The following is a 26384-nucleotide window of genomic DNA, read 5'->3' on the forward strand; positions in this document are numbered from 1 at the left end:
GCTGCGCCTTCAGTCGAGGATGAACTGCTCCGGCGCGCGCGCCGGCAGCGCAGTCGGCTCGCCCATCAGGTCGTGCAACGCGACTTCGATGCCGGTCGACATCAGGTTGAGCGCGAGGTCGTTGTCTTCGGTGCCGAACGGGTCTTCGAGCTGCGAGGCGATCGCCTCGTGGGCCATGAACGCGTAGGCCACGAACACGGCGAAGATCGGCGTCAAACCGCCGATGCTGTCGACGAGGCCGAACGGCAGCATCGCGCAGAAGAAGTACACGGTGCGATGAATCATCACCGTATAGGCGAACGGCAGCGGCGTGGAGACGATGCGCTCGCACCCGCCGATCACATCCGAAATGCCATTGAGATTATGTTCGAACGCGAGCACCGCGTAGCCGTCGAGGCGGCCTTCGCGCGTCTCGCGCTGGACCCATTCCGAAGCGCACAGCAGGAGCGTGGCCGGGCGGTAGCGCGCCGCCATCACGCGCGCGAACAGCGCGGGCGCCAGGCGCGACTCGAGATCGGCGCGCGGGTCGGTGTTGCGCAGTTGATGGCGCAGCGCATGCGGCAGCGCAGCGAGCAGACCGGCCAGTTCGCTCGCCCGCTCGCGTGTTGCCGCTTCGTCGCCGCTGCGCGGGAGCGTCAGCGCCTGGCGCACCAGCGAGCGCGTCTCATTGAGCATTTGCCCCCAGAGCTTGCGGCCCTCCCAATAGCGGTCGTAGCTCGCGCTGTTGCGAAAGCCGAGAAACACCGCGAGCGCAATACCGATCAGCGAGAACGGCACGGTGCTCAGGTTGACCGTGAGCTTGAGGATGTGATCGTGCGCGGCCACTGCGATGATCGACAGTACCAGCACGATGAAGAGGCGCGGCAGAAGTTGCGGCAGCACGGAGCCGCGCCACGCGAGCAGCATGCGGAACCAGTGGAGGTGAGGGCGGACGATCATGGGGCAGGTGTTGGGGGCGAAGACGAAACCTGACGGAGCAAGTCGTCAGTATGGCGCGGGATCGTAGGCCATGACGCGCGGCTGCCGGGCGCACACTTCCGGCATTTTGCTGCGGGTACAGCGCGCTGTCATGTGTGTCCTCATTGGCATGGTCACCTTGTGCGCCGCCCAAAAGCAAACCGGGCGCGCGACGTTGTCCGTCGCGCGCCCGGTTGGGCTTTAGACTGCGAGCGTTTTCCGCCCGTTGCGCTGCGCTTACTTGAGCGCCGCGCGCGCCGCCGCGATGGCCGCACGCACCTGCTCGGGCGCGGTGCCGCCCGGATGGTTGCGCGCCGAGACCGAGCCTTCGAGCGTCAGCACTGCGAACACGTCTTCGGCCAGCAGGTTCGACACGGCCGGCAGTTCGCGGCGCATCTCGTCGAGCGTGAGGTCGGCCAGATCGCAGTTGCGGTCCACGCAGATACGCACCGCGTGCGCCACGGCTTCGTGCGCGTCGCGGAACGGCAGGCCCTTCTTGACTAGGTAGTCGGCCAGATCCGTGGCCGTGGAGAAGCCCTGCAGCGCCGCCGCGCGCATCGCCTGCTCCTTGACCGTGATGCCCGCGACCATCTCCGCGAAGATGCGCAGCGTGTCTGCCACGGTATCGACCGTGTCGAACAGCGGCTCCTTGTCTTCCTGGTTGTCCTTGTTGTAGGCGAGCGGCTGGCCCTTCATGAGCGTGAGGAGCGCCATGAGATGGCCGTTCACGCGGCCGGTCTTGCCGCGCGCGAGTTCCGGCACGTCCGGGTTCTTCTTTTGCGGCATGATCGACGAGCCCGTGCAGAAGCGGTCGGCCAGATCGATGAAGCCCACGCGCGGGCTCATCCACAGCACCAGCTCTTCCGAGAAGCGCGAGACGTGCGTCATCACCAGCGCGGCCGCCGCCGTGAATTCGATGGCGAAGTCGCGGTCGGACACGGCGTCGAGCGAGTTTGCGCAGATGCCGTCGAAGCCCAGCGTCTTCGCCACGGCGAAGCGGTCTACGGAAAAGCTCGTGCCCGCGAGCGCCGCCGCACCGAGCGGCAGACGGTTCACGCGCTTGCGGCAGTCCACCATGCGCTCGGCGTCCCGCGTGAACATTTCCACATAGGCGAGCAGGTGATGGCCGAAGGTGACCGGCTGCGCCACTTGCAGGTGCGTGAAGCCGGGCATGATCGTGCCCGAGTGCTGTTCGGCCAGGTCGAGCAGCGCGCCGCGCAGGTCGCCGAGCAGGCCGCCGATGCGGTCGATCTCGCCGCGCAGCCATAGGCGGATGTCGGTCGCGACCTGGTCGTTGCGCGAGCGGCCCGTGTGCAGCCGCTTGCCCGCATCGCCGATCAGGGCGGTCAGGCGCGCTTCGATGTTCAGGTGCACGTCTTCGAGGTCGAGCAGCCATTCGAATTCGCCGCGCTCGATCTCGCCCTTGATCTTCGCCATGCCGCCCTCGATGGCGGCGAGGTCGTCGGCGGAGATGATCTTCTGCGCGGCCAGCATCGACGCATGCGCGAGCGAGCCCTCGATATCGACGAGCGCGAGGCGCTTGTCGAAGAAGACCGACGACGTGTAGCGCTTGACCAGCTCCGACATGGGTTCGGAGAAGCGAGCCGACCAGGCTTCGCCTTTTTTGTGCAGTTGGGACGTCATGGTGATGGGGCGTGAACGAGCAAGCGGTGAGAAGGCGTGCCGCGCGGCGCATTGCACTGCATTGCGTCAAGCACGGCGGGAAAGAACTCGATTTTAACATTGGCGCTCTGCCGCAACGCCGCCAGGCGGCCCGCGCCGCTCAGAGCCGCACCAGCACCACGAGCTTGAGATCTTCGCGATGCGCGGGCTTGAAGGTGATCTGGTCGCAGGCGATGCGGCCGTGGCGCGGATGGTTGAACTCGCGCCGGCCGCCCTCGCGCTCGAACACGTCCTGCGAGGCCCAGAAGCGCGCGAAGTCGTCGCTCGCGGCGATCAGCGAGTCGATCAGCGCGCGCGTGGGCGCGTCGTTCAGGTGGCGGATGGAGTCGGCGCGAAACTCGGCGGCCAGGCGCCGCGCGCGCGTTTCCCAGTCCACGATCAGCTCGCGCCCGAGCGGCTCGGTGAACGTGAAGCGCAGCAGGTTGCGGTCGTGCTCGCCGTCGAGCCAGCCCGTGAAGAGGTCCGCCGCATGCGCGTTCCAGGCGAGCGCGGTCCACTGGCGGTCGAGCACGTACGCGGGGGCGTCCACGAGCTTCACCGTTTGCAGCAGCGTGGCGGGCGCGTCCGCGGCGGTGGCCGGATCGGGCTCGGCGGGGTCGCGCTGCGCGGCCAGCTCGAACAGATAGGCGCGCTCGGCGCGCGAGAGCCGCAGTGCGACGGCGATGCGCGCGAGCGCGTCCGCCGAGGCCGAGACGGGGCGGCCCTGCTCGATCCACGTGTACCAGGTCGGGCTCACGCCGCACAGCTGTGCGACTTCCTCGCGGCGCAGGCCAGGCGTGCGGCGGCGCGGGCCGGGCGGCAGGCCGACCTCCGCGGGCGAAAGACGCTCGCGATGGGCGCGGATGAATTCGCCCAGCGCGCGGGCGGGTGTCGCGTCGAGGGTTTTGCCGGCGGCGGCGGGTGAAGCCGGGGAGGGCGTATCGAGGCTCATTGGGCGTGGGGCTAGTGGCAGCGATACCAGAATAATCGCTTAACTTGTACTGGTACAAAACGGACTCTATTGTAGCGTCTGACGCGGCGACGGGCCGCCACGTCAGCCAGCCCGGAGATTGCAGACCCCTCGGCGCGCGGCGCTCGCCGCTTCGCGCCCCACATAAAGCACCGCATAAGAACCCGCAAAAGGAGCATGCGATGAAGCATCACGATCAGGTCGCCGACGCATTCGGCTCGACCGCCGCCGCCTACCTCACGAGCCAGGTCCACGCGAGCGGCGCGGATCTGGAGAACCTCGCCGCGACCTTCGCGGCCACCTGCGGCAATGCGACGGTGCTGGACATGGGCTGCGGCGCGGGCCACGCGAGCTTCGCCGTGGCGCCGCACGTGCGCGAAGTCGTGGCCTACGACATCGCTCCGCAAATGCTCGCCACGGTCGAAGCCGCCGCGAAGGAGCGCGGCTTGACGACCGTGCGCACGCAGCAGGGCGCGGCGGAAACGCTGCCGTTCGCCGACGCGAGCTTCAACTGGGCCGTGAGCCGCATGAGCGCGCACCACTGGCGCGACGTGCCGCGCGCGCTTGCCGAAGTGCACCGCGTACTCAAGCCGGGCGGCCGGCTCAAGTTCATCGACATCGCGGGCATCGACGATCCGCTTTACGACACGCATATTCAGGCGATCGAACTGTTGCGCGATGCGTCGCACATTCGCGACTACCGCGCCGACGAGTGGATCGCGATGCTCGACGCCGCCGGCTTCGACGCGAAGGTGAGCGAGCGCTGGCGCATCGCGCTCGACTTCGATTCGTGGGTCGCGCGCATGCGCACGCCGCCGGAGCGCGTGACGGCGATCCGCTCGATGTGGGAGCGCGCGCCCGATGAAGTGCGCCAATACTTCGATGTGCAGAGCGATATGTCGTTCAAGCTCGATGCACTGATGATCGACGCGACGCGGCGCGATTGAAGTTCGCCTGAGGCAATAAAAAACGGCGTCGTGACCGCGAGGGCACGACGCCGTTTGCACCGGAGCACAGCGCGAACGCTCAACCCGTATTGCGCAGCCCCGCCGCAATCCCGTTGATCGTCAGATGAATACCGCGCCGCACGCGCGGGCTCGGGTCGCCGGCGCGATAGCGCTTGATCAGCTCCACCTGCAAGTGATTCAACGGATCGAGATACGGGAAGCGGTTCTTGATCGAACGCGCGAGCAGCGGGTTGTCGGCGAGTCGTCCGGGGGCGCCCGTGATCTCACCGAGCACCTTCGTCGTGCGCTCCCATTCGGCCACGATGCGCTCGAATACGAGCTTGCGCAGCTTCTTGTCCGCGACGAGTTGCGCGTAGCGCGAGGCCACCGCGAGGTCGGTCTTCGCGAGCGTCATGTCCATGTTCGAGAGCAGGTTCGAGAAGAACGGCCAGGTCTTGTACATCTTCTTGAACATCGCGAGACGGCGCGCGCGCTCGGCGTCGCTGCCCGCATCGTCGAGATACGAGGCCACCGCGCTGCCAAAGCCGTACCAGCCCGTGAGCAGCAGGCGGCACTGGCCCCACGAGAAGCCCCACGGAATCGCGCGCAGATCGTCGATCTTGCGGTTCTTCGGGTCCTGCAGCTTGCGCGAGGCCGGGCGGCTGCCGATGTTCAGCTCGGCGATTTCCGTGATCGGCGTGGAGGCGAAGAAGTAGTCGGTGAAGCCGGGCGTCTCGTAGACGAGCGAGCGGTACGCGGCCATCGCGGCGTCGGAGAGCGATTGCATCGTCTCCTCGAACGCGGGCAGCTGGTCGGGCGCGTTGCTCGCCCCGCCCATCGGCAGCAGCGTCGCTTCGAGCGTCGCGGCGATCACCGTTTCGAGGTTGCGGCGGCCGATCTCCGGATTGCCGAACTTGCTCGCGATGACTTCGCCCTGCTCGGTCAGGCGGATCTGGCCTTCGACCGTGCCCGGCGGCTGCGAGAGGATCGCGTTGTAGGTCGGGCCGCCGCCGCGGCCCACCGTGCCGCCGCGGCCGTGGAACAGACGCAGCGTGATGCCGCGCTGCTTGTATAGCGCGACGAGCGCCAGTTCCGCACGGTACAGCTCCCAGTTCGAGGTGAGGAAGCCGCCGTCCTTGTTGCTGTCCGAGTAGCCGAGCATGATTTCCTGCTCGTTGCCCTGGTGCTCGACGATGGCGTCGATGCCGGGCAGCGCGAGCAGGTCGCGCATGATGCCCGGCGCGTGGCGCAAGTCGGGAATCGTCTCGAAGAGAGGGATCACCATCAGCGCGGCCTTCGCGGGGTCTTCCGCGTGGCCGAGGCGTCCGCTCATGAGGCCGGTTTCCTTCTGCAGCAGCATCACTTCGAGCAGGTCGGAAACCGTTTCGGTGTGCGAGATGATGTAGTTGCGCACGGCGCGCGCGCCGAACTTCTCGCGCGTCACGCGCGCCATTTCCAGTACGCCCAGCTCGCTTTTCACGAGCTCGGAATAGTCGAGGTACGGCGAGCGCAGCGTGCGCGGATCGGCGAGCTGCGCGAGCAGCACGATCTGCTTGTCTTCTTCGGAAAGCGCCGCGTAGTCGGCTTCGACACCGGCGCGCGCGAGCAGCTCCGTAATCACGGCTTCGTGGATGTCCGAACTCTGGCGCAGATCGATCGAGGCGAGATGGAAGCCGAACACGTCGACGGCGCGCATGAGCGGCGCAAGCCGTGTGGTGGCGAGCGACGCGCCGTGATGCTCGGCGAGCGAATCCATCAGGATATGCAGGTCGCGCGAGAACTCGTCGGCATCGGCATAGGGCTTGGCACGCACGGGCGCGGCGTTGCGGCCCGCGCTGCGCACGGCCACCACGCCTTCGCCCAGACGCACGCGCGCGCTCGCGGCGAGGCGCGTATATACGCCGATCAGCGCGCGGCGATACGGCTCGTCCACGCGGTGCGGCGACTGGTCGGGCGAGGCTTCGGCGAGCGCCTTCAGTTCTTCGCTTGCGCCCGCGAGCAGGTTCGACACCGAAAGCTCGGCGCCGAGGCGGTGCACTTCGTCGAGGTAATGCTGCAGGATCACCTGCGCCTGGCGCTCGCTCGCTTCTTCGAGCGTGGCGGCCGTGACGTTCGGGTTGCCGTCGCGGTCGCCGCCGATCCAGCTGCCCATCTGGAAGAACGCGGGCAGGCGCGCCGAAAGGCCGTGCTCCTTTAGCTGCGTTTCGATCTCGCTGTAAAGCGCCGGGATCTCGGTGAGGAAGGTCGTGTGGTAATACGAAAGCGCGTTTTCGATTTCGTCGCCCACGGTCAGGCGCGACTCGCGCAGCATGCGCGTTTGCCAGAGCGAGGTCACGCGCGCGCGCAGGAGCGACTCGTTGTGCTCGAGCTCGCGATGCGTGAGCGGCTGGTCGCGCTCGGCGAGCAGGCGCGCGATGTCGTGCTGCGAGTCGAGCGTGCTCTTGCGCTGCACTTCCGTGGGGTGCGCGGTGAGCACGGGGACGATCAGCGCGTCGTTGAAGAACTGCTGGAGCACCGGCGTCGCGGCCGCGCCCGCCAGTGCGAGACGTTCGAGCGAATGCGCGATGGTGCCCGCCTGCGGCGCCGAGCCCGCGAGGTCATGAATGCGGCGGCGGCGGTTGCGGTGGCGATCTTCAGCGATGTTCGCGAGATGCGAGAAGTAGCTGAACGCGCGCACGACGCTCACGGTCTGCTCGGGCGAGAGCGCGCGCAACTGCTTTTCCAGCGCGAGCGCGTCGGCGCTGTCGTCCTCGCGGCGAAAGCGCACGGCGGTCTGACGAATGGATTCCACGACGTCGAATACCGCGTCGCCTTCCTGCTCGCGCAGCACTTCGCCGAGCAGGCGGCCCAGGTAGCGGATGTCTTCGAAGAGCGGCTGGTCCTTGTCGTCGCGCGCGCGACCATTGCGCGAAGCGCCGGCGGGCATTTTCGGAGCCTTCACCGCCTTCGTGGCCTTCGTCGCTTTTTCGGCCTTCGGCTTCTTCGCCGCCTTGACAGCCTCGGCGGCCGGTTTCGTCGTCGCGGATTTCGTGGTCTTCGTGGTCTTCGTCGTTTTCGCCGGTTTCGTGGACGGCGCGGCCGATGTGGCCTTCGAAGTTGCGTTCTGCGATGCGGTGTTGCGGCGCTCTGCGCGCGCCGAGCCGGAAGACTTCACGATGTTTTCCTTGAGGCTTGCCAGGATATGGGCAGGTTAGTCGGAGAACTGCCAACTGCATGACCGCGGCGCGTGCCGGGCCGTGTACTGCGGGTGCAACCTGGAGAGGGCGGAAGGTGCCACCCGGTGCGAGCCGTGCGGATAGGGCAGAGGCGGCGCGGCTCGCCAATGGCGGTGCGCCGGGTGCAGGCCTTGCTGGAGAGTGCGCCGCTCGCGAGGGCGAGCGCAAGCCGAAGCGGCGCCGCGGCCGCGCGGGCCGCGTTTGTGCCAGCCGCATGCCAGACGCGCGCCAGTTTGCCTACGATGGGTACAGTAAGCGCCGCTGCAACGCCTGAGTCTCTTCCTTGCCGCCGCCCGCGCCCTGTCAGCCTGTCCCAGCGGGGAGGCGGTAAAAAGGGCGCGTGCTAACATTGCCTGTTATCCGATCCTGCTTTTCATCCCGTCATTCGATGTACTTGCCATGAACTCCGAGACGTTATCCGCGCCCATGCCCCGCACCCTGGTGATCGCTTCGCGGGAGAGCCGCCTCGCGATGTGGCAGGCCGAGCATGTGCAAGCTGCGCTGCACAAATTATATCCAGCCTGCGACGTGAAAATTGTTGGAATGACGACACGCGGCGATCAAATTCTCGACCGCACGCTCTCGAAGGTGGGCGGCAAGGGCCTTTTCGTCAAGGAACTGGAGCAGGCGCTGGCCGAGGGCCGCGCCGATCTCGCCGTGCACTCGCTCAAGGACGTGCCGATGGAGCTTCCGGAAGGCTTCACGCTCGCGGCCATCATGGAGCGCGAGGACCCGCGCGACGCGTTCGTCTCCAACGACTACGACTCGCTCGCCGCGTTGCCGGCGGGCAGCGTGGTGGGCACGTCGAGCCTGCGCCGCGAGTCGATGATCCGCGCGCGCTATCCGCATCTCGACGTGAAGCCGTTGCGCGGCAATCTCGACACGCGCCTCGCCAAGCTCGACCGCGGCGATTACGCGGCCATCATTCTCGCGGCGGCGGGCTTGAAGCGCCTTGGCCTCGGCGCGCGTATCCGCGCGCTCATCGAGCCCGAGGACAGCCTGCCGGCGGCGGGGCAGGGCGCGCTCGGCATCGAGATCCGCGCCGATCGCGCCGATATTGCCGCATGGCTCGCGCCGTTGCACGACGACGCCACCGCGAAGGCCGTCGAAGCCGAGCGCATGGTTTCGCGCGCACTGGGCGGCAGCTGCACGGTGCCGCTCGCGGCCTACGCGCAGTGGCACGATGGCAAGCTTGCGCTGCGCGGCACGATCGCCATGCCCGACGCGAGCCGGGTGCTCGCGGCGCAGGAGGCCACCGCGGCATCCACGCTCGACGATGCCATGGCGCTCGGCCGCCGCGTTGCCGACGACCTCATCGCGCAGGGCGCGCTCGAGATCGTGCGCGCACTCGCGGACGCGGCCCAGGCCGCCGATGGTCCGAATGCGGCGCCCGCCAGCGGCGGCGGCGCCCACAACCCTACCGGCGCGGGCGAAGGCCCGGCCTCCAGATGATGGCCGGCCCGAGGCAACCATACGGCAACCCCGACCAGCCCGACGACTGGGGCGGGCCGGGCGACGCCTCTACCGGCGCGAAGCGCGCGTCACCGGCAAGCGGCGATAACAGCCATGGTGGCAACGGCAATGGCAATGGCAATGGCAATGGCAATGGCAATGGCGACGGTAAGCCATTCACCGTCGTCATGACCCGGCCGGCCGGTCAGTCGGATGGTCTGGCGGGGCGACTCGCGCAGCACGGCATGCGCACGCTCGACTTTCCGCTCATCGCCATTGCGCCCGTGACCGACGAAGCGCCGCTGCGCGCCGCGCTCGGCGCGCTCGAACGCTATGCGCTCGTCGTGTTCGTTTCGCCGAACGCCGTCGATCGCGCGTTCGCATGCTATGCCTCGGTCTCGTCGATCTGGCCGCCCGCGCTGCCCGTGGCCGTGGTCGGCCCGGCGAGCGTGGCCGCACTCGAGCGGCACGGCGTGGCGGCCCCCGAGCATCGCGTGGTGAGCCCTGCGGGCGCGGGGGAAGAAGAGCCCGCGCGCTTCGATTCCGAGTCGCTTTACGCCGCGCTCGAAAAGACCTTCGGCGTGGATGCCTTCGCGGGCAAGCGCGTCCTGATCGTGCGCGGCGACGGCGGCCGCGAGTGGCTCGCCGAGCGTCTGCGCGAAGCGGGCGCCGAGGTCGAGACCGTGGCGGCCTACCGCCGCGTCGTGCCCGAGCCGCCCATTGCCGCCTGGACGCAGGTGCACGCGCTGCTCGAAGGCGCGCCGCACGCGTGGCTCGTCACGAGCTCCGAGGGCGTGCGCAACCTCGACGAACTCGCGCGCGAGCACCTCACGGCCGGCGAGATCGTCGAGCTGCGTCATGCGCCGCTTGTCGCGCCGCACCCGCGGATCGCCGAGACGGCGCGCTCAATGGGTTTTGATAGGATTACGGTGTCCGGCGCGGGCGACGAACGCATCGTCGAGACGCTGCTAAGCCTCGCTTCTTCCGTTGTTCAACCGGTTCAGAACACTCCGGCCCAGGCGCCGGCCAACCCACGCATGACAGATTCGAACAACTCAAGCAGCACAACAAACCAGGGCGCCCTCGCCACGGGCGCGGCCGCTTCCAGCAGCGCGTCGGCTTCGGGCAGCGCATCGGCGCGGCCTTCGTATGCGTCGTCGGGCGCGGGCTCTTCCGCGCCGCTGACGCCACCGCCGGGCGCGGGCAACGGGCGGCGCGGCGCAGGCTCGGCGCTGCTGTGGCTCGTCCTGGTGCTGGTCGCGGCGGGCTCGGGCGCAGGCGGCTATTTCCTCAATCGCAAGGTCGACAACCTCGGCATGCAGGCCATTCAACGCCAGCAGGCGAGCGAGCAGCAGACCGCCGCGCTGCGTGCGCGCGCCGACCAGGCTGTTGCGGGCGCACAGCAGGTCGACAAGCAGATCGCCCAGCTCGAAGGCAAGATCGCCGACGCGCAGAATTCGCAGCAGGCGCTCGCGCAGCAATACGCCGACCTGTCGAAGAGCCGCGACGACTGGACGCTCGCCGAAGTCGGCCAGATGCTGTCGAGCGCGAGCGAGCAGCTCCAGCTCACGGGCAACACGCAGCTCGCACTGTTCGCGCTGCAAAGCGCCGACACGCGGCTCGCCGCCTCGGACAACGCGCAGGCCATCGCCGTGCGCAAGGCGATCGCGCAGGACATCGACAAGCTCAAGGCCGCGCCGTCGACGGACCTCACGGGTCTCGCCATCAAGCTCGACACCGCGCTCGGCCAGATCGACTCGCTGCCGCTTTCGGGCGAGGCGATCGTCGTGCATACGAAGCCGGAGGCTGCGCAGCCCGCCGATATCGCCCAGGTTGCCGCGGCGACCAACCAGCCGAAATGGAAGGTCTGGATCGACACCTTCGTCGACGGCGTGGGCAAGCAGATCGCGAGCCTCGTGCAGGTGCGCCGCATCGACAACGCGGACGCCATGCTCGTGTCGCCCGATCAAGGCTATTTCGTGCGTGAGAACCTGAAGCTGCGTCTGCTTTCGGCGCGCCTGTCGCTGCTCTCGCGCAACCAGGACACGCTCAAGTCCGACCTCGCGGCCGCCGACGCCACGCTCGCACGCTACTTCGACAGTGCGTCGAAAGACACGCAAACGGTGCGCGGACTGCTCAAGGAAGTGAACGACGGCTCGGCCGCCGTCACGCTGCCCACGCTCGACACGAGCCTGAAGGCGATTCAGCAATACCGGAGCCGGGGGTAAGACATGGCGATCCGTGGACTCCTCTGGCTCGCGCTTCTGTTCGCGATTGCCGTCGCGCTCGCGACTGTCGGGCGCTTCGACACCGGGCAGGTGCTGCTCGTCTATCCGCCGTATCGCGTGGACGTCTCGCTCAACCTGTTCGTGGTCGGCATCGTGGTGGCGTTCCTGCTGCTATACGCGATCCTGCGTTTCGCTCGCAACATCGTGACGATGCCGCGCCGCGTGGGCGCCTACCGCGCGCGCATGCGTGCCGAGAAGGCGAACTCGGCGCTGCGCGATGCCGTGGGCAATCTCTACGCGGGCCGCTTCTCGCGCGCCGAGAAAGCCGCACGCGATTCGCTCGCCGACGCGAAGAATACGAGCGCCGCGGGCCTGATCGCCGCGACGGCAGCGCATCGTCTGCACGAATACGCGCGCCGCGACGAATGGCTCACCCAGGTCGACGACCCCGACCTCCAGGAAGCGCGCCTCATGGCGACCGCCGACATGCGCGCCGACGGCCGCGACGCCGATGGCGCGCTTGCCGCGCTCACCGAAATGCGCACGCAGGGCGGCCGCCGCATCCACGCGCAACAGATCGCACTGCGCGCGCAGCAGCAGCTCAAGAACTGGAGCGAAGTGCTCAAGCTCGTGAAGACGCTGGAAAAGCGCGAAGCGTTGCACCCGGCCGTGGCCGTGCGCCTGCGCCAGCTCGCGGCGGAAAATCTGCTGCGCGACCGTCGTCACAACGCCGATGCGCTGCTCGAACTGTGGCAGTCGCTCTCGAACGTCGAGCGTCACTCGCCGCGTCTCGCCGACTGCGCCGCCGAACTGCTGATCGCGCTCGATCGCCAGGCCGACGCGCGCAAGATCGTCGAGGAAGCGCTCGCGCAGAACTGGGACGCGCGCTTGCTGCGCCGCTATCCGGACACGGCGGGCAGCGACGCGCTGCCGCTCATCCAGAAGGCCGAGGTTTGGCGCAAGGAGCGCCCTGAGGACGGCGACCTGCTGTTCGCGCTGGGCCGCCTGTGCCTGAAGCAACAGCTCTGGGGCAAAGCGCAGTCGTTCCTCGAAGCCGCGCTCAAGTCCGCCGACGCCACGCAGAACGAGCCGCTCAAGATCCGCTCGCATCGCGCACTCGCGCGTCTGCACGAGCAGCTCGGCGACGGCGAGAAGGCCGCTTCGCACTATCGGGAAAGTGCGCTGTCGATGAACGTGGTGTAAAGCAGCCCGCGACGAATCCGAAGCCGCAACGAAAACGGCCGCCTGCAAAACAGGCGGCCGTTTGTTTTTGCTGAAGCCGTAATGCGCTTAGCGGTTCACGAGCTTCGCAGGCGCCGAAAGCGCGAGCAAACCGCCCAGGATCATGAACACCGCGAGCATGTACATGCCCGAATCGTTGGCCTTGGTGGCCTCTTTGAGCCAGCCCACCGCGTACGGGCTCAGGAAGCCCGCGAGATTGCCGATGGAGTTGATGAGCGCGATACCGGCCGCCGCGCCCGTGCCCGCGAGCCAGGCCGTGGGCAGGCTCCAGAACAGCGGCAGCGTGGTGAGAATGCCCATCGTCGCGATGGTGAGCGCCGTCATGGCGAGCGTCGTGTCGTGCGCCCAGGTGACCGAAAGGACGAGGCCGAGCGCACCGATGGCGGCCGGCACGGCGATGTGCCAGCGGCGCTCGCGCGTGCGGTCGGCGCTCTTCGCCACCAGCACCATGCCGACCACGGCCGCGGCGAACGGAATCGCCGAAAGCAGGCCGATCGTGAGCGCGTCTTTCACGCCCGTCGCCTTGATGATGGTGGGCAGCCAGAAGCTCACGCCGTAGAGGCCCATCACGAACGAGAAGTAGGTGAGGCTCATCACCAGCACGCGCGCGCTCGTGAGCACGGTCATGATCGGCGGGTCCTCCTTGGTGGCATCTTCAGCGGCGATGTTGCGCTCGAGCAGCGCGCGCTCTTCTTCCGTGAGCCACTTCGCTTTTCCGATGCGGTCGTCGAGCACGAAGAACACCAGCACGCCGACGATCACCGAAGGCAGCCCTTCGAGCAGGAACAGCCACTGCCAGCCTTGCCAGCCGTTCGCGCCGTCGAAGGACTTGAGAATCCAGCCCGACACCGGACCGCCGATCACGCCCGACAGCGCGATGGCCGTCATGAACCACGTGGTCATGCGCCCGCGGCGGTGCGCCGGATACCAGTAGGTGAGATAGAGGATGATGCCGGGGAAGAAGCCCGCCTCGCACAGGCCGAGCAAAAAGCGCATCACGTAGAACATGGTGGGCGTGGTGACGAACATCGTCAGGATGGAGACGAGGCCCCACGTGACCATGATGCGCGCGATCCACACGCGCGCACCCACGCGATGCAGGATGATATTGCTTGGCACTTCGAACAGAAAGTAGCCGACGAAGAATATGCCCGCGCCGAAGCCATAAACCGCATCGGAGAGATTGAGCGCCGAACTCATCTGCAGCTTGGCGAAGCCCACGTTGACGCGGTCCAGATACGCGACCACGTAACACAGCATGAGAAGCGGAATGAGACGCCACGCGACTTTGCGGTACGTGGCTTCTTCGAAGGCGGAGGGCGGGGCACCCGCTCCCGCTTGCGGCAGATGATTCGCTGGACTGGCCATGGTGTCTCCTAAGCGATCTTGCTCGTTGGCGTGTTTGTTGTATTGCCGCCTTGATATGGCGGGTATTCGACGCGAAAGCACGATCATTCTATACGCGCCGCCGTGGCGCGACGGCGCGTATCTGTCGGGGAAAACACCGATCGGCCAGCTGGCGGGCGCAACTATACGCAGCGCCCGCCATCCACTTCGATGCAGGTGCCGGTAATGAACGCGGCCTCATCCGAAGCGAGATAGAGACACGCATTGGCCACGTCCTGCGGCGTGGAGAAGCGCCCGAGCGGAATGGTCGCGACGAAGCGCTGGCGGTTCTCGGGCGTGTCGGGCACGCCCATGAACTCCGCCGTGAGCCCCGTATCGCCGATCACGGGATTCACGCAGTTCACGCGAATCTGGTCGGGGCCCAGCTCGGCCGCCAGCGCCTTGCTGGCCACGATCATCGCGCCCTTGCTGCCGTTGTACCAGACGAGCCCGGGCCGGGGCCGGATGCCGGCCGTCGACGCGATATTGACGAACGCGCCGCCGCCGCGCTCGCGAAAGTGCGGTACGAACGCGCGCACGCTCCAGTAGAGGCCCTTCACGTTGACGGCGTAGACGCGGTCGAACTCCGCTTCGCTCACTTCGAGCACGGGCTTGTTGCGATGCGTAGTGCCCGCGTTGTTGACGACGATCTGCACGCTGCCGAAGTCCTCGACGGCCGCCTCGCGCAGCGCGTGCCAGTCGGCTTCGCGCGTGATGTCGCCTTGCACGGCAATGGCCTTGCCGCCTGCGAGCGCGATCTCGCTCGCCACGCGCTCGGCGGCGTCACCGTTCAGATCGTTGATGACGACGTTCGCGCCTTCGCGCGCGTAAGTCCTGGCGATCCCTTCGCCGAAGCCCGAGCCGCCGCCGGTCACGACGGCCGTCTTGCCTTTGAGTCGCATGGTGTCTCCGTATGTATGAGTATCGACATGTTCAGCCGTGCCGGATCGCAATCGTCTTGAGCACCGTGAAGCCATAGAGTGCTTCGAAGCCTTTTTCGCGCCCGTGTCCCGAGTGCCGCGTGCCGCCGAACGGCAATTCGACGCCGCCGCCCGCGCCGTAGTTGTTGACGAACACCTGGCCCGCGCGCACGCGCCGGGCGAGACGCATCTGGCGCGCGCCGTCGCGTGTCCAGATGCCGGCGACGAGGCCATAAGGCGTGCCATTGGCGAGCGCGAGCGCTTCTTCCTCGCTCTCGAAGGGCATGGCCGCGAGCACCGGGCCGAACACTTCTTCCTGGGCGAGGCGGCTTTGCGGCGGCACGTCGCGCAGGAGCGTCGGGACTTCGTAGAAGCCGCCGCTGGGCGCATCGGCTTCGAGCCTGCCGCTTGCCGCCGTGGCGATGCGGCTCGCGGCCGCTTCGTCGAGAAAGGCGCGCACACGCTGGCGCTGTTTCTCGTTGATGAGGGGGCCGCAGTCGAGATCGGCACTGGCCGGGCCCACGCGCAACTTGCCGAACGAGGCGGCGAGCCGGTCGATGAGCGGCTCGTAGGCGCTGCGCTCGATCAGCACGCGGCTGCCCGCCGAACAGGTCTGCCCCGCGTTCTGCACGATCGCGGCGACGAGCACGGGCAGCGCGGCGTCGAAATCGGCATCGGCGAAGACGATTTGCGGCGACTTGCCGCCCAGTTCGAGCGTCACTGGCACGTGGTGTTCAGCTGCCATCTGCGCGACGAGCTTGCCCGTTTGCGGCGAGCCCGTAAACGAGATGTGGTCGATGCCCGGATGCGCGCTGAGCGCCGCGCCCGCCTCATGCCCGAGCCCGGTGACGATGTTGAGCGCGCCCGCGGGCAGACCGGCTTCGCGCGCGAGTTCGGCTACGCGCAGCAGCGACACGCAGGCGTCCTCGGCGGGCTTCACCACGCACGCGTTGCCGGTGGCGAGCGCCGCGCCCACGCTGCGGCCGAAGATCTGCATCGGGTAATTCCAGGGCACGATGTGGCCCGTCACGCCGTGCGGCTCGCGCACCGTGAGCACCGTGTAGCCGGCCTGGTAGGGCAGCGTTTCGCCGTGCAGCTTGTCGGCGGCGCCGGCGTAGAACTCGAAATAGCGCGCGAGCGCGGCGGCGTCGGCGCGCGCCTGCTTGAGCGGCTTGCCGGTGTCGCGCGCTTCGAGCTGCGCGAGTTCTTCCCTGTGCTGGCCGACGAGACCCGAGAGCGCGAACAGCATGCGCCCGCGTTCGGCGGCGCTCAGTGCGCCCCAGGCGCCCTCGAAGGCTTTGCGTGCGGCCGTGACGGCCGAGTCGATGTCGGCTGCATTGCCGCGCGCGATTTGCGCGAAGGGCTGGCCGGTGGAGGGATCGATCGCGGCGAGCGTCTCGCCGCTGGCGGGCGATTGCCACTCGCCGCCGATGAAGTGCTTCGCTTCTTCCATGTATGCGCCTCGTAAGTAGGGAGTGAAGCGGGGGTGAAACGAGGAAGGGGAAACGCAAAAACGGGAAACGTCGCCGAAGCGTGGCTCGGATCGCCCCAAGGAGGGCCGCGCCGGCAGATCGATTATCGCGCCAATCGCGGGCGCCACGCGCGGGAATTCAGCAGCCACTTCATTTGCGTGCGGGAAAGCCCTGGGCCGAACTGCCGGCCGCCCTGGCCGATTGGCTATAATGGCGTCCATCCTCCAACGTCCGCGACGTTCGGTTCCGCGCCGTTTTTCCGCGCGAGCCGTCGATTTTTCCCCTTCTCAACAGAGAGCGCTCATGAGCTTTGCAAATGTCCCCGCCGGCAAGGATCTGCCGCAAGACTTCAACGTGATCATCGAGATTCCCGCGCAAAGCGATCCGGTGAAATACGAAGCCGACAAGGACCTGGGCCTGCTCGTCGTCGACCGTTTCGTCGGCACGGGCATGCGCTATCCCGTGAACTACGGCTTCATTCCGCAGACGCTCTCCGGCGACGGCGACCCGGTCGACGTGCTCGTGATCACGCCGTTCCCGCTGCTGGCCGGCTCGGTCGTGCGTTCGCGCGCGCTCGGCATGCTGCAGATGACCGACGAGTCGGGCGTCGACGCGAAGCTGATCGCGGTCCCGCACGACAAGGTCTGCCCGATGACGGCCAACCTCAAGTCGCTCGACGACGTGCCCGAGTACCTGAAGGACCAGATCAAGCACTTCTTCGAGAACTACAAGGCGCTCGAAAAGGGCAAGTGGGTCAAGGTCGAAGGCTGGGTCGGCATCGAAGCCGCCCACAAGGAAATCACCGAAGGCGTGGCGAACTTCAAGAAGTAAATCGCGCTTCAGGGTTGATCGAAAACCGCACGTGCCTGTCAGGGCCGTGCGGTTTTTTCATGGGCGCCCGATCAACCCACTTCGGCGACGTCGCGCAGCTCCGGCCCGCGCAGGATGTCGAGCCGCGCGGGCCTGCCCACGCCGTAGCCCTGCGCGTAGTCCACGCCCATCGCGATCATCCAGTCCACGATGGCGGCATCCTCCACGCACTCGGCGATCGTCAGCTTGCCCGCGGCATGTGCGACCTGGTTGATCGATCGCACGATGGCCTGGTCCAGCGGGCTGTCGACGATGCCGCGTATGAAGCTGCCGTCGATCTTCAGATAGTCGACGTGCAGATGCTTGAGGTAGTTGAACGACGACATGCCCGCGCCGAAGTCGTCGAGCGCGAAGCGGCAGCCCTGCGCGCGCAGACGTTCGATGAGAGTGATTGCCTCGTTCAGATTCGTGATCGCGGCGGTTTCGGTGATCTCGAAACATACGCGCTCGAACGGGATGGACCAGATGCGCTGCTGCTCCTCGATATAGTCGGCGAGTTGCTCGTCGCCGAGCGAGGCGCCCGAGAGGTTGATCGACCAGGTGCCGTAATCGTGTGTGCCTTCGGCGATCATTGCGAACGCGCTCGCAATCACCCAGCGGTCGATGGCCGGCATGAGGTCGAAGCGCTCGGCTGCGCCGATGAACGCGGAAGGCTCGACGAGCGCGCCTGAGGCGGACTGCATGCGCAACAGCAGTTCGACGTGCGTGTCGTCGGCCCCCGATGCCGATGTGGACGACTGCGCGAGCGAGAGGATCTTCTGGCCGAAGAGGCAGAACTGGCCGTTCTCGAGCGCCGCCTTGATGTCGGAGACCCACGCCATCTGCGCGTGGGTTTGCGAGAGTTCCTCGTCGTCATAGCGAAAACGGTGCACGCGGTTGCGGCCTTTCTTCTTCGCCATGTAGCACGCGACGTCCGCGGCTTTCATCACCTCCTTCACGGAAACGAGACCCGCCGCATCGCCGACGAGGCCGATGCTCACGCTCGTCTGCACGATGCGCCCGGCGCCCGTGAAGCGGATCGCGGCGATGCCCGCGCGCAGGCCTTCCGCGAGCAGCGACGCGTGCGCCGCCGTGCAGTGGGGCAGCACGACGCCGAATTCGTCGCCGCCGAGGCGCGCAATGATGTCCTCGCCGCGCAACTCGCTCTTGAGCACGCGGCAGACCTGGCGGATCAATTCGTCGCCGGTCGAGTGGCCGCAGGTGTCGTTGACGACCTTGAACTGGTCGAGGTCGAGAAACATGACCGCGTGGCCGGGCTGTCCGGGCGGTGCGCCCGCGCTGTCTTCCAGCAACGCGGCGAGGCGCCGCTCGAACTCGCGGCGGTTGTAGATGTCGGTGAGCTCGTCGTGGGTCGCCTGGTACGCGAGGCGGGCGGCATGCTCGCGCAGCGCGCTCACGTCGTAGAGCACGATGACGGTGCCGATCACGCGGCGTTGCGCGTCGCGCAGCTTCGACATCGAGTAGTCGACCGCGAGACGCGAGCCGTTCGGGCGCATCACATGCAGACTCGACCCGCCTGCGTTGCCCGTCGCTTGCGAATTCATCAGGATGGCGAAGCCCTGCGGTTCCTGTGCGTCGTTGCGCACGTCGCAGATCGCATCGAACGGTTGCGCGAGCATCTCGGCGGCCGCGCGGCCGAGCATGCGTTCGGCCACCGCGTTGCAGTAGGTCACACGCGCGTGCTCGTCGGTGCGGATCACGGCTTCGCCGATCGAGGCCAGTGTGACCTCCGCCAGTTCGCGTTCCGTATAGGCCTTCGCTTCGGCGGTCTTCAGCTCGGAAATGTCGAACAGGCAACCGACCATGCGCACGGCGCGCCCGCGTGCATCGCGCACCGCCTGGCCGCGCGCGCGGCACCAGCAGTAGCTGCCCGCGAGCGTGCGCAGACGAAACTCCACGTCGAAAGTCGTTGCGCGCGCAAGGTGTTGGCGCAGCGCGTGGCGCACTAGCGTGAGGTCGTCCGGGTGGACGAGCTGGGTGAGGCCCGTGTCGCTTTCGAAGCGTGTTCCCACGTCGTAGCCGAGCTGCTCGTAGAGCCAGTTCGAGAAGTAGCATTGCCGGCTGCCGACCTCCCAGTCCCAGAGTCCGGCGTTGATGCCTTCGAAGCCTAGCGTGAGGCGCTCCTCGTTCTTGCGCACTTCGGCTTCGAGGCGGTCGCTGCGCGCGAGCGCGCGGCGGATGAACTGTGAGAACACGCCGAGCAGCACGATCGCGGAGGCGGCGAGCGCGAGCGTGAGGAGCGAGCGCGTGGCGCGCGCCGCGTCGTCGAGCGAGCGGGAGAAGCCGCTTTCGATGGGCGCGAGCCGGCTGTCGATCTCGCGCAGCTCGTGCACGAGGTTCGCGGACTCGGGCGCGTGCAGTTTGCCCGCCTGCACGAGCGCGTGCAGGCGTTCGCCGGTATCGGCAAGACGCAGAATGTAGCGGTCGCCGATCTCCCAGAAAGCGACGGCCGGGCGCATCCACGGCGTGTTCTTGAGCGTGCGGTAGCCCCAGGTCATGCCGTCCATGTCGGCGGACGCGATGCGGCCCAGCTCGAAACCGTGCCGGATCGCCGCGATGTCCGGCTGCGCGCGGTTCATCTCCAGCCGTGCCGCGCGGTCGCCGAGCGGCACGGCAATGCCGGCGAGGAACGCGCGGTAGTCCGCCTCGTCGCCGGTGCGCGCGTAGCGTTCCAGCGCGTGGACCGCATCCTTCTGGCCCTTCGACCAGCTGCTTTCCCCCGCCACATAGGCGAGCAGGATCGACATGATCGCGAGGCTGACCACCGCGATCAACGCCATGACGGCAGCGAGCAGCCATAGCGGCAGCAGGACCGCGGTCGTGCGCCGCCATCCGTGCCAACCGGGGCCAAGCCGGGTCGTCTCCGATTTAATGGGTCTCTTCATGCTTCACCGGTCCCCGTCGGCTTGCGAGGTGAAATGAGAGCGCGCGCCGGGGGCCAGGACCGGCGTCTTGTGAGCAATAACGGCGGGGGCAGCGGCGGCTTTAGGATTTAGACGGCGCGTTCGATGAAAAGAGCAAACGCTCTTGCCGCGAGGCGTTTGCTCATTCTGGCGCTGCGGTTTCCGGGGCTGCTTCCGCGGCCGTTTCCGGGGGCGACGGAGGTGGCGGGGGCAGGACCGATTCGAGCGTGCGCGTGCCGGCTGCGAGCGCGCGCTTTTCGCGTGGTGTGAGGCGCTTGACCCAGTACTCGGCGCTCGAGGCACGTGCACGGTCGGCGAACTCGAATTGCGCGAGCACCTGTACCGGCTTGCGCGAGCGCGTGTAGCGCGCGCCGGTGCCGCTCGCGTGCTGGGCGAAGCGGGCGGCGACGTCGATGGCGATGCCCGTGTAGACGCTGCCGTCGGCGCATTCGAGCATGTAGAGGAACCACGGCATAGTTCTGGAAGCGATGATCGTGATCGGCGTGGGCGTTTCAGGACACGTCGTGCGCGAGTTTTACGGATGAATCACGCACGAAACGGATTGCGCTCATTGAGCTCGTGCATGTAGGCGTGAATGTGGTTCGTCTCGCTCTCGAGAAAGCGCGCGACGGCATCGGAGAACGCCGGATGGGCGAGCCAGTGTGCCGAGCGCGTGGCGGTGGGCAGGAACCCGCGCGCCATCTTGTGTTCGCCTTGCGCGCCGCCTTCGAACACGTCGAGCTTTTCCTCGATGCAGAATTCGAGCGGCTGATAATACGCGGTCTCGAAGTGCAGGCAGGGCACGTGTTCGAGCGCGCCCCAGTAGCGGCCATAGAGCGTGCCGCCCTGGCCATTCTCACCGCGCTGCCAGACCACGAGCGAACTCGCGATCGGCTTGCCTTCGCGCTCGGCGATCACGAGCAGCAGATTCTCCGGCATCGTCTCGCCGATCATGCGAAAGAAGTCGAGATTCAGGTACGGCGAAGAGAAATGCTCGCGGTAGGTTTGCCGGTAGCAGCGACTGAAAAAGCGCCACTCGGTGTCGCTAATGTCCTCGCCGCGCACACGCCGCATCGTCACGCCCGCGTCGTGCACCTTGCGACGTTCCGCGCGGATGTTCTTGCGCTTCTTCTGTTCGAGAGTCGAGAGGAAGTCCTCGAAGTCGCGATAGCCGTCGTTGAGCCAGTGAAATTGCACGCCTTCGCGCTGCATCATGCCGAGGTCGGTCAGTGCCTCGGCGTCTTCGGTGGTCGGAAAGAGCACATGCAGCGACGAGACGTCGGCCTGCTCGGCAAAGGCGAGCAGCGTCGCGGCCAGATGGCGGCGCGCGGTCGTGTCGGCGGCGATCAGGCGCGTGCCCTGCACCGGCGTGAACGGCACGGCGCACAGGAGCTTCGGGTAGTACTCGAGGCCGTTGCGCTTGTACGCGTCGGCCCAGGCCCAGTCGAACACGTACTCGCCGTACGAGTGGCCCTTCAGATACACCGGTGCGGCGGCGGCGAGGCGGCCCGTGCGTGCGTCGGTGAGCGTGACGAATTGCGCGGCCCAGCCCTCGTTCGGCGTGGAACAGCGCGTGGCGTCGAGCGCCGCGAGGAATTCGTGGCGCAAAAAGGGCGTAGGCTGCGCCTGACGCGCGAGCAGCGCGTTCCATTCGGCGGCGTCGACCTCGGACGGTGAGCCGAGGATGCCCGTGCGATAATCGAAATGTTCCTGTTTCATGCGTGCCCGTTGGCGTGGGATGCGGCTTGGGTCGTTCAGCAGCGCCTGCAGCGGCAAACGGTCATGGTAAAGCAAACGTCCCGAGCGGGTGAGGACCGCCGCGCTTCGTGCAGCGGCGTCAGCCACGCAGCATCGAGCGGTTTCGAAGCGGCTTCAAGCGGCACCAGGCAGCCCAAACGTCAGAGCGCGCGCTTTCGTGCGCAGCGCGCCCGCCTCAAGGTTATCGAAATGAAAGAGCGCTTCTTCAATCTCTATACGCACGGCTTTGCGCGCGTGGCCGTGGGCGTGCCGCGCTGCCGTGTGGCCGATCCCGCATTCAATGCCAGCGAGACGCTCGCGCTCGCGCGCGAGGCCGCGGCGCGGGGCGCGGCGCTCGTCGCGTTCCCCGAGCTTGGGCTTTCGGCCTATACCTGCGACGACCTGTTCCATCAGCAAGCGTTGCTCGACGCCTGCGAGCGCGCGCTCGCGCAGATCGTCGAAGCGTCGGCCGCGCTGCCGCTCGTGATGATCGTGGGGCTGCCGGTGCGCGCGGGGCATTCGCTCTTCAACTGCGCAGCGGTCGTGGCGGGCGGGCGTGTGGCGGGCGTCGTGCCCAAGAGCTTCCTGCCGAACTACGGAGAATTCTACGAGCCGCGCCAGTTCAGCGCCGCCGATAGCGCGAGCACCGACACCGTGCGCCTCGCCGGCGCGGATGTGCCGTTCGGCGCGTCGCTGCTGTTCGAGGTGCCGCAGGTTGCGGGTCTGCGCTTTCACGTGGAAATCTGCGAGGACGTCTGGGTGCCGATCCCGCCGTCGTCGTTCGCGGCGCTCGCGGGCGCTTCGGTGCTCGTCAATCTTTCGGCGTCGAACGTCGTGGTGGGCAAGGCGGGCTACCGGCAGCAACTGGTCTCGCAACAGTCGGCGCGTTGTCTTGCCGCGTATCTGTACACCTCGGCGGGCAAGGGCGAATCGACCACCGACATGGCCTGGGACGGCCACGCGCTCGTGTGCGAAAACGGCGAGCTGCTCGCGCAGTCGGAGCGCTTCTCCGACGACTCGCATCTCATCTTCGCCGATGTCGATCTCGCGCGACTGCAGCAGGAGCGCATCCGCCAGACCACGTTCGGTGATTCGATCCGCCGCCACGCCGATGAAGTCGCGAAGTTTCGCGTGATTTCGTGCGAGCTGGCGGGCGAGGGCGCATGGCAGCGCGACACGCTCGCGCTCTCGCGCCGCGTGGAGCGCTTCCCCTATGTGCCGGCCGACCCGAAGCGGCGCGACGAGCGCTGCAACGAGGTCTACAACATCCAGGTGCAGGCGCTCGTGCAGCGGCTTTCGCAGGCGGGCATCAAGAAGGTGGTGATTGGCGTCTCGGGCGGGCTCGACTCCACGCATGCGCTGCTCGTGTGCGCGAAGGCGATGGATCGCCTCGGGCTGCCGCGCGCGAACATTCTCGCGTACACCATGCCTGGTTTCGCCACGAGCGAGCGCACGCTGCGCCAGGCGCGCGAGCTGATGGCGCTCGTGGGCTGCACGGCGCGCGAAATCGACATTCGCCAGAGCTGCATGCAGATGCTCGAAGACCTCGGCCATCCGTACTCGGAAGGCAAGCAAGCCTACGACATCACGTTCGAAAACGTGCAGGCCGGCGAGCGCACGAATCACCTGTTCCGCCTCGCCAACTTCAATCACGCGATCGTGATCGGCACGGGCGATCTCTCCGAACTTGCGCTCGGCTGGTGCACATACGGCGTGGGCGATCACATGTCGCACTACAACGTGAATGCGAGCGTGCCGAAGACGCTCATCACGCACCTCGTGCGCTGGGTGGCCGAAACGGGCCAGATTGGCCAGAAGGGGGAGAGCGGCCGCGACGTGCTCGAAGCGATTCTCGCCACCGACATCAGCCCGGAGCTGATCCCCGGCAAGTCCGATGGCGCGCCCGAGCAGAAAACCGAGAACACGATCGGCCCCTACGAGCTGCAGGACTTCAACCTCTACTACACGCTGCGCTTTGGCTTCGCGCCTTCCAAGGTCGCGTTCCTCGCGCGCCACGCGTGGGGTGACCGCGAAGCGGGTGCATGGCCCGAGAACGCGAAGGTCGCGCGCAATCAGTACGATCTCGCGTCGATCAAGCGCAATCTGCGCATATTCCTCGACCGCTTCTTCCGCCAGAGCCAGTTCAAGCGCACCTGCATTCCGAATGCGCCGAAGGTCGGCTCGGGCGGCTCGCTCTCGCCGCGTGGCGACTGGCGTGCCCCCAGCGATTCGGAGTCGGTGGTCTGGCTCGCCGATCTGGAGCGCGTACCCGACGAAGCGGGCGGGACGAGCGCGGCGCCTGCGGGCAAGCCCTCGGCGTGAGCCCCGGCCGCACAGCGTAGAATCCCGATATGTTCCGAAATTTCCGACAAATCCGATAACGAGACGAGGTTCGCCATGAAACGCATTACTGCCGTGATCAAACCGTTCAAGCTCGACGAAGTACGCGAGGCGCTCGCCGAAGTGGGCCTCACGGGCCTGACCGTCACCGAGGTCAAGGGCTTCGGCCGCCAGAAGGGCCACACGGAGCTTTACCGCGGCGCCGAATACGTGGTCGATTTCCTGCCAAAGGTGAAGATCGAGGTGGTGGTCGCGAACGACCAGGCCGACCAGGTGATCGACGCGATCATCGGCGCGGCGCGCACCGGCAAGATCGGCGACGGCAAGATATTCGTGACCGACGTGGAGCGCGTGATCCGCATCCGCACGGGCGAGGAAAACGAAGCGGCGGTTTGAGACCGTGCGCCTTCGAAGCACCTGATGCACCAATAGAAAAGGGGACGGCGCCGCTCGCGCGGCCCGTCCCCAGAATAAAAAACGGTGCGATACCCTTTCGGACATCGCACCGATACGCGCCTCTCGCAGCAGCGTGAAAACGTCGATGTAGCTGTTCTTTCTACACTCGTTTCGAATTAGAACGAGTGCTGGATACCTGCGTACACGCCAACCTGGCTGTGGCCCGGAACCGGGTTGCCCGTGCTTGCAGCCGTACCGAAGTTGTTGGCGTTCAGACCGAAGTTGGCCGTCTTGCTGTTCTGCACCGTGCCTGCCTGGATGTCGAGCAGCGTGCGCTTGGACAGGTTGTACGAGCCGCCGATCGTGTACAGCGTGGCGTTGCCGCCGCCGTTGTTCGCGTTGACGTGGTAGACCGCTGCAATCAGCGCTGCAGCCGGCGTCATTTGCCACGTCACACCGCCCCACTCGTGGTCGAGCGTGGTCGGCTGGCCGATGATGCCCGGATTCATGCCCGACGAACGGATGGCTTCGTAGCCGCCCTGAACCTTGAACGCGCCGAGGAACAGGTTGAACATGGCCATGTAATCGCGCGAGTAAGCGAACACGCCGTTGCCGTTACCTTGCGAGGTGGAGAGCGGCGTCTTCGTGCTGCCGTCCAGCGCGTTGTACAGGCCGCCCAGCTGACCATTGTTCGGATTGCGGATTTCGTCATACAGGCCGCGGATCTGGAACAACGAGCTCGTGTAGGTCAGTTGCAGGCCAGCTTCACGACCCGACGGCGTCGTGTTGTTGCCGTTCCAGTTCGTCGCGTTCGAGAACGCGTACTGGCCGTACACGTCAAAGCCGAACCAGTTCGGCGACTGGTACGAAATGTTGTTGCTCGATTGCGGCCAGTTGCGGCCACGGACCATCGAGGCCGACGACCAGTTCGACTGACCGAACGGGTCGAAGTCCCAAATGCCGTTGGAGATGAACAGCATGCGGCCAGCCAGCAGCGTACCGAACTGGTCGTTCGCGACACCGATAGTTGCCCAGCGATTCCAGAGCGAGCCGGCCGAGCCGAGCGTGCCGTTGGCGGTGCTGAAGCTGCCTTCCAGGTGGAACAGAACCTTGTTGCCGCCACCGATGTCTTCAACGCCCTTCATGCCCCAGAGGCTGGTGCCCCAGTAGCCGCTCTCGAGCTGAACCTGGCTGGAGCCGTGGGTGGCTTGACCATTTGCGCCGCTGCCGGCACCAATGCCGTTCATATACGCCACACCCATGTCCAGGCGGCCGTAGAGCGTGACGCTGCTTTGTGCATGCGCGATCACGCCAGCCGACATCAATGCTGCGGCGAGCAAAGCTTTCTTCATCTTCTCCTCCATACCCTGTCAAAGAGTCAACCTTAGTACTGCGAAAGACGTCCGTGCGCTTGGCGGCGCTGCGAACAGAAATCGTCGCGTAAGGGAGAATTACCCCGAGGACCGGCGTACGGGCTGGTGCCGCTGCATGACCCGGGCTGGGTCGTCTTGCAGGTCCCCTGGTTGACTGGCATCTCCCGTTCTTTTTGAAGTGAAACTACTTTTAATGAACTTTGTTTTGCTACTTTGGTTACTAATTTAGCAAAAAAGGTCCGCGCTGGCGAACTAATTCGTGCTCGCACCCCGGGATGTCGTCAAATTGCAATATGGTCTTCCTGGATGGTGGT

At 66.7% G+C, this 26384-nt stretch carries 19 protein-coding genes; 8 read left to right on the forward strand and 11 right to left on the reverse strand.

The features are described from left to right. Positions 1 to 9 precede the first annotated feature (9 nt). From ACOJB8_RS17080 to ACOJB8_RS17090, 3 genes are all read right to left on the reverse strand, one after another. A complete protein-coding gene (locus ACOJB8_RS17080) occupies positions 10 to 939 on the reverse strand; it encodes a bestrophin family protein (protein WP_342947878.1) in 930 nt (309 codons plus the stop codon). 255 nt (positions 940 to 1194) lie between these two features. Further along, positions 1195 to 2601 carry an argininosuccinate lyase gene (gene argH, locus ACOJB8_RS17085; RefSeq protein WP_069265428.1) on the reverse strand — a complete coding sequence of 469 codons (1407 nt, stop codon included), beginning with the start codon at positions 2599 to 2601 and terminating at the stop codon, positions 1195 to 1197. A 139-nt stretch (positions 2602 to 2740) separates the two neighbouring features. Continuing rightward, a complete protein-coding gene (locus ACOJB8_RS17090) occupies positions 2741 to 3571 on the reverse strand; it encodes a helix-turn-helix transcriptional regulator (RefSeq protein ID WP_368606879.1) in 831 nt (276 codons plus the stop codon). A gap of 200 nt (positions 3572 to 3771) precedes the next feature. Between ACOJB8_RS17090 and ACOJB8_RS17095 the strand changes: the two genes are divergently transcribed. Beyond that, positions 3772 to 4536 carry a class I SAM-dependent methyltransferase gene (locus tag ACOJB8_RS17095; protein ID WP_069265426.1) on the forward strand — a complete coding sequence of 255 codons (765 nt, stop codon included), beginning with the start codon at positions 3772 to 3774 and terminating at the stop codon, positions 4534 to 4536. A 79-nt stretch (positions 4537 to 4615) separates the two neighbouring features. Here the strand turns inward: ACOJB8_RS17095 and ppc are convergent, their stop codons facing one another. Then, on the reverse strand, positions 4616 to 7462 hold the full coding sequence (gene ppc / locus ACOJB8_RS17100; RefSeq protein WP_342947881.1) for a phosphoenolpyruvate carboxylase: 2847 nt from the start codon (positions 7460 to 7462) through the stop codon (positions 4616 to 4618). On the opposite strand from ppc, the gene ACOJB8_RS17105 reads away from it, so the two are divergent. The 4 genes from ACOJB8_RS17105 to ACOJB8_RS17120 all read left to right on the forward strand — a co-directional run bounded on the left by ACOJB8_RS17105 (position 7440) and on the right by ACOJB8_RS17120 (position 12634). Next, entirely contained in the window at positions 7440 to 7730 is a 291-nt protein-coding gene (locus tag ACOJB8_RS17105) for a hypothetical protein (RefSeq protein WP_342947882.1), read from the forward strand. The genes ppc and ACOJB8_RS17105 overlap by 23 nt on opposite strands. 420 nt (positions 7731 to 8150) lie before the next feature. Continuing rightward, positions 8151 to 9203, forward strand: a complete 1053-nt coding sequence (hemC, locus tag ACOJB8_RS17110; protein ID WP_368616960.1) for a hydroxymethylbilane synthase — start codon at positions 8151 to 8153, stop codon at positions 9201 to 9203. Further along, positions 9200 to 11431 (forward strand): fused uroporphyrinogen-III synthase HemD/membrane protein HemX, encoded by a 2232-nt coding sequence (gene hemDX, locus ACOJB8_RS17115; protein WP_475013431.1) that lies wholly within the window; start codon positions 9200 to 9202, stop codon positions 11429 to 11431. Before hemC ends, hemDX begins: the two co-directional genes overlap by 4 nt. 3 nt (positions 11432 to 11434) lie before the next feature. Further along, positions 11435 to 12634, forward strand: coding sequence for a heme biosynthesis protein HemY (locus tag ACOJB8_RS17120; protein ID WP_342947884.1), 1200 nt, complete (start codon positions 11435 to 11437; stop codon positions 12632 to 12634). Between the two features lie 87 nt (positions 12635 to 12721). Here ACOJB8_RS17120 and ACOJB8_RS17125 read toward each other — a convergent pair whose 3' ends face one another. The 3 genes from ACOJB8_RS17125 to ACOJB8_RS17135 all read right to left on the reverse strand — a co-directional run bounded on the left by ACOJB8_RS17125 (position 12722) and on the right by ACOJB8_RS17135 (position 16432). Continuing rightward, positions 12722 to 14041: an MFS transporter gene (locus ACOJB8_RS17125; protein ID WP_342947885.1), complete on the reverse strand. Its 1320-nt coding sequence runs from the start codon at positions 14039 to 14041 to the stop codon at positions 12722 to 12724. 161 nt (positions 14042 to 14202) lie between these two features. Beyond that, on the reverse strand, positions 14203 to 14961 hold the full coding sequence (locus tag ACOJB8_RS17130) for an SDR family oxidoreductase (protein WP_368729241.1): 759 nt from the start codon (positions 14959 to 14961) through the stop codon (positions 14203 to 14205). Positions 14962 to 14992: 31 nt separating this feature from the next. Next, positions 14993 to 16432 carry an aldehyde dehydrogenase family protein gene (locus ACOJB8_RS17135; protein ID WP_475013432.1) on the reverse strand — a complete coding sequence of 480 codons (1440 nt, stop codon included), beginning with the start codon at positions 16430 to 16432 and terminating at the stop codon, positions 14993 to 14995. Positions 16433 to 16754: 322 nt separating this feature from the next. On the opposite strand from ACOJB8_RS17135, the gene ppa reads away from it, so the two are divergent. Further along, entirely contained in the window at positions 16755 to 17282 is a 528-nt protein-coding gene (gene ppa / locus ACOJB8_RS17140) for an inorganic diphosphatase (RefSeq protein WP_028207725.1), read from the forward strand. A gap of 71 nt (positions 17283 to 17353) precedes the next feature. Here ppa and ACOJB8_RS17145 read toward each other — a convergent pair whose 3' ends face one another. The 3 genes from ACOJB8_RS17145 to ACOJB8_RS17155 form a co-directional block, all read right to left on the reverse strand. Continuing rightward, positions 17354 to 20206, reverse strand: coding sequence for an EAL domain-containing protein (locus ACOJB8_RS17145; protein ID WP_475013433.1), 2853 nt, complete (start codon positions 20204 to 20206; stop codon positions 17354 to 17356). Positions 20207 to 20366: 160 nt separating this feature from the next. After that, complete coding sequence (locus tag ACOJB8_RS17150) at positions 20367 to 20699, reverse strand: GIY-YIG nuclease family protein (RefSeq protein ID WP_475013434.1); 333 nt, start codon at positions 20697 to 20699, stop codon at positions 20367 to 20369. 71 nt (positions 20700 to 20770) lie between these two features. Next, complete coding sequence (locus ACOJB8_RS17155; protein WP_475013435.1) at positions 20771 to 21943, reverse strand: GNAT family N-acetyltransferase; 1173 nt, start codon at positions 21941 to 21943, stop codon at positions 20771 to 20773. A 228-nt stretch (positions 21944 to 22171) separates the two neighbouring features. Here ACOJB8_RS17155 and ACOJB8_RS17160 point away from each other — a divergent pair, with 228 nt between their 5' ends. Then, a complete protein-coding gene (locus tag ACOJB8_RS17160; protein WP_475013436.1) occupies positions 22172 to 24283 on the forward strand; it encodes an NAD(+) synthase in 2112 nt (703 codons plus the stop codon). Between the two features lie 75 nt (positions 24284 to 24358). Beyond that, positions 24359 to 24697: a P-II family nitrogen regulator gene (locus ACOJB8_RS17165; RefSeq protein ID WP_027795598.1), complete on the forward strand. Its 339-nt coding sequence runs from the start codon at positions 24359 to 24361 to the stop codon at positions 24695 to 24697. 176 nt (positions 24698 to 24873) lie between these two features. Here the strand turns inward: ACOJB8_RS17165 and ACOJB8_RS17170 are convergent, their stop codons facing one another. After that, entirely contained in the window at positions 24874 to 26049 is a 1176-nt protein-coding gene (locus ACOJB8_RS17170; RefSeq protein ID WP_069265406.1) for a porin, read from the reverse strand. Positions 26050 to 26384: the final 335 nt, after the last annotated feature.

This window comes from Paraburkholderia sp. BR10141, assembly GCF_056155635.1.